Source organism: Bacillus sp. LK2, from assembly GCF_001043575.1.
In the GTDB taxonomy this organism is placed as follows: domain Bacteria; phylum Bacillota; class Bacilli; order Bacillales; family Bacillaceae_G; genus Bacillus_A; species Bacillus_A paramycoides.
The window spans coordinates 1-4582 of sequence record NZ_LDUK01000082.1; the positions used below are offsets into that span (position 1 = coordinate 1).

The 4582-nt window shown below is 32.8% G+C and carries 5 protein-coding genes; all 5 read left to right on the plus strand.

Features of this window, described 5'->3' with window-relative positions; genetic code table 11:
• Positions 1-217: 217 nt before the first annotated feature.
• The 5 genes from VK90_RS26795 (at position 218) to VK90_RS26815 (ending at position 4017) form a co-directional block, all read left to right on the plus strand.
• Entirely contained in the window at positions 218-646 is a 429-nt protein-coding gene (locus VK90_RS26795) for a DUF5412 domain-containing protein (RefSeq protein ID WP_002172587.1), read from the plus strand.
• 208 nt (positions 647-854) lie between these two features.
• Positions 855-1337, plus strand: a complete 483-nt coding sequence (locus VK90_RS26800) for a PRK06770 family protein (protein ID WP_002172586.1) — start codon at positions 855-857, stop codon at positions 1335-1337.
• A 115-nt stretch (positions 1338-1452) separates the two neighbouring features.
• Positions 1453-2295 carry a DNA alkylation repair protein gene (locus tag VK90_RS26805; RefSeq protein ID WP_048376584.1) on the plus strand — a complete coding sequence of 281 codons (843 nt, stop codon included), beginning with the start codon at positions 1453-1455 and terminating at the stop codon, positions 2293-2295.
• Between the two features lie 187 nt (positions 2296-2482).
• On the plus strand, positions 2483-3250 hold the full coding sequence (locus tag VK90_RS26810) for an alpha/beta hydrolase (protein ID WP_048376586.1): 768 nt from the start codon (positions 2483-2485) through the stop codon (positions 3248-3250).
• Between the two features lie 158 nt (positions 3251-3408).
• Positions 3409-4017, plus strand: coding sequence for a DUF998 domain-containing protein (locus tag VK90_RS26815; protein WP_048376589.1), 609 nt, complete (start codon positions 3409-3411; stop codon positions 4015-4017).
• Positions 4018-4582: the final 565 nt, after the last annotated feature.

Consider the following 4582-nt stretch of genomic DNA (forward strand, 5'->3'; position numbering starts at 1 on the left):
GATGGGTGTGGGGTAGCACCACATGCCCATCAAGCTAAAATTTGATAGTACCCCCAGAATGAAAATTCTATTCATTATTAACTACTGATAACGAGAATTATGTGAAATATGCCCTTTTTATAAAAACTATTAAGGTATGATTTTTATTTTCGAGTATATTAAATCATTTATTTAATGGTATAATATGGTTTATATTCTATGGACTGGAGTTGAATGAGTGAGTAATATAAATACAAAAGGTAAAGTTAAAAAAACAAAAAGAAAAGTATTAATAACTATACTTTCTATGTTAGTAATTATAATTGGATTTGGATATTGGAATTTTTTTAGTTTGCAAGGTGTTCCAAAAGGTGAATTAATTCGAACAGTGAAATCTCCAGATGGAAGATATCTCATTAAGACTTATTTTCATAATGCGGGATCATTAAGTGCGGATGCTGTTAGGGGTGAATTAGTTAACCTTGATACAGATTCAAAGAAAAATATATATTGGAACTATCCAGATACGGATCCATATATTGAATGGGTAAATAAGAATAGTGTTAGAATTGGAGATCAAACTTTAGATATTTCACAGAAAGAAACCTATGATTGGCGTGATGATGATAAGCACGTTAAAGAAATGCCTAAACAATTTATTAAATAAAACAAGAAAAAATAGATTTATTCAATCTTATTTGTTTAACTATAGATAGGATTATGTGAATGAAAAGTCTCTTTAGAAGATCTAAAGGGACTTTTTTAGGTTTCTAGATACGACTACTGATAATGATGCGTTATGTAGACCTCACAGATAGATATGGGTATACAGTTCTTCTTTTATGGTACACTTCAATAAAAAGGGGGGAAGAGGTTTGAAAAAGTGGATTAAAATCACATCAACCTTAGTTATTGCTATAGCAGTTGGTATTTTTACTGGTTACAAAGTCAGTACGTATGCAGGTTCAGACGTTAAGGAAAAGCAGACTGAGAGAATTAAAGGGGAAGAGGTAATACTTGACCTCAATTCTGATCGTCATATAATCAATGCAATGCACAAAATGACTCATCAAAAAGTATTATCTCATGAAAAGCAAGGATTTATCAAAATGACTCCAGAAAACATCGAAAAAGTACGTCGAGCGATTGATGAAAGTAATAGTGGAACCTTACAACATAAAGAACAGTACCTCAAGATTTTGGTTCGTTGGTATGAAGGCGATTTCTCTCAATCGGTTGAGGAGCATAATTTATTATGGGAATTGGACAATAACAGCACTGGTAAAGCATACGAATTAGCGACACCGGAACAAGAAGAAGCATACATTCTAGAACAAGCGAAGTCTGAAAAACAATAAAGGGGTATCGTCACATCGGTATCAAGCTAATAAAAAGAAATGCCCCCTAAAATGAAAAAATACGCTATTCTTTCTGTAGAATCATTTGAAGAAAGTATTGCAAGGAGGGGATTAAATGATAGTGAAAGAAACAGACGGTATCTTAAACAGAAAAGGAGCTAAAAAAGTAAGTGAAATCCCAAATGAAGTATTACAATTTCTAAATCAAGGGAAAATAGAAAGTGTTAATTTAACAGAATGGCTAGCCATAAATCATATTGAATTACTTAAAAATGTCTTGCCTTCAATAGGGATCAAAGATAGTTTAGAATTTGTGATAGCTGAATTGGAAAAACAGAACGTTGAAACTGGAATAAAAGTCATAAGAATGACAGGGATTTTATTGGATAAAGTCATATTCAAAGAGAATGAAAGGAAAAAGGCAGACTTATTATTAAAATTCTCTAATCACACCTCAGATAGTGTACGATGTTGGGCAGCGTTTATGAACAAAAAACCAAATAGCACATTAAAAGAAAGATTAGAGTACATTCGCCCATTTGCAGCAGATCATCATTTTGGTGTTCGAGAAATAGCTTGGATGTCTATTAGAGAAGACCTTTCACAAAATATAGAGGAAAGCGTGGAATTGTTAGTAGACTGGGCAAAAAGCGAAGATGAGAATATTCGCAGGTTCTCTGTAGAATCTATTCGTCCTCGGGGGGTATGGAGTAAGCATATTGAAATACTAAAACAAGAACCCGAAAAAGCACTTCCAATTCTTAATCTACTTAAATCAGATCCATCAAAATATGTTCAAGATTCAGTTGGAAATTGGCTGAATGATGCAAGTAAAACCAAACCAGTTTGGGTAATAAACCTGTGTGAAGAATGGACAAAGGATATTGATATAAAATCAACTAGTAGAATAATTAAAAAAGCTAAAAGAACAATTTTAAAAAACAAGGGACATAAATAATTAATCTTAGTGGGGTAGCATCACACATCCATCAACTTAAGAAATTAAATCTTTCCTAAAGAAAATATTCAGAATAATATAAAAACGATATAATAATATTTATTAAGAATTGATGGAAAAACTCCAAGAAACCGTTAGAGTAAATCAATGATAAACTGACATTATCAATAGCAAAGGAGGGGTTTTCTTGTTAGAAATATTTCCTGTATATATGACTTCCTTCAAACAAGATAGGCTAATTAGAGTATATCTACCTAAGAATTACAATGAGGGAAGAAAAAAATATCCCGTCTTATATATGCACGATGGACAAAATATTTTTAATGATGACGATGCAATTGGCGGCACATCTTTAGAACTCGAAAACTACTTAGATGAAAATAGATTAGAAGTTATTGTTGTCGGAATAGATCAAAATACTAAAGACCGGATAAACGAATATTGTCCTTGGATAAACGGGGAATATAGCAAAAAAATATTAGGACACGTTAGTACATCTGGCGGAAAAGGGATAGAGTATGTCGACTTTATCGTAAATGAACTAAAACCATTTATAGACAATAAATACCGTACGTTAAAGGGCAATACCGCAATGGCGGGTATCTCTTTAGGGGGACTTATTACCACATATGCTATGTGTCGGTATCCTCAAGTATTCAAAAATATATCAGTATTATCCTCTGCTTTTTACCGTAACCAAGAAGGAATTGAAAAACTAATAAAGAATTCTGATTTGTCTTTAATTAAAAGGATTTACTTAGACTGCGGAGATAAGGAATCTGGAAGTGAAGAAATCATAAATAAGGAGTTTTTAGCTTCGAATAAAAGTATCTATGATATTTTAAAGGAGAAAGTAACAAGTACAGAGTTTGCAATTATTATGGATGCTGAACATGACTATTCATTTTTTAGAGAAAGAGTACCTAAAATTTTTTCTTTTTTGGGGCCTTTATGACGGTTATGTATTTCGGCAATAATAAAGTCGTTTAAATCATAATATAATTGTTTAAAAAATAATGAAGTCATTTAAAATTAAATTGTCGATATGCTATTCAACAAACGGGGAAGGAACTGTTAGAGAACTGAATCTGATGAACTTTGGGAGGTCTGAAATTGTCCATCGAGAAAATCCTATCGATTGTGGCCGTATTGCTCTTTTGGGGTTATTTTATTTTTTTTCTCATACTTCACTTTAAGAAAACAGGCTATCATCCTATTCGACATGCTGTAAGTGATTACGGTGTAGGTGCTACAAAAAAATTATTTATAATTTACGCTTGGCTCAGCAATTTAGGGGCATTGTCGCTTTCTATCGTGATGTTGAATGTAAAAGATCGCTTCACCATATCCGCGTCTATTCCGATTTTAATCATTTTAATGGTCATCTCCCGTAGCCTTATGTTATTCTTTCCAACTGACCTAGAAGGAGAAAAACTTACGGTTCGAGGAAAATTCCATTACTTATTTGCTATTCTTGCGTTCACTTTTTCCTATATGGTCATTGATCGTGGAGGAAGTCATTTGAAATTACTGGAAGGATTTAAAAATCTAGAACCATTTTTTCACATCATAACCATGATTTCTTCTATCTCGCTTGGTGCTGTTGTTGTAACGATGTTCAAGCCGTTGCGATTTATCTTTGGGATTTGTGAGCGAGTGTTCCTGTTGTCAATCAACATTTGGTTTATTGTCGTAAGCATCTGGTTCGTTTACCTTCTATGATAAATGAATGTATTGGTAGAAGGTTTCTAACAATTAAACAAACGCGCGTGATTGTTGCATAATGATTGGGTTATTAAAAGGTTTTATTGTTATTTCTAGGAGTTATTATTCAGTAATTGTTCAAAGAATTAAACATCTTTATAATCATTACATAGTAGGCGCTTTATACGTCTTTTTTTATAAAGAAAAGACACCATAAGGTGCCTTCCTCCGACTTGATAACCACTTTAATTTTAATAATATGAGTGTTGGATCTCCGTCCGTATATTATATCATACATCACATTTATCGAAAGCGCATTCATTAACTTACTCAATGAATTTGTCCATATGGGGTAAGGCCAAGATAATACATGAAAACTGGTCATACCCTTACTTTTGTTTCCAACTAGGGGTCCCGCTACATGCCCATTAACTTAAGAAATTCGTTGTTACCCAAAACTAAAAAATGAACGGAATTGTTATAAATGTTTGTAGATGGATAAAAATTTTACGTTAGGTGAGTACTTCAAAACCTTAACTTGATGGCAATGGGGTAGCATCACACATCCATCAACTTAAGGATT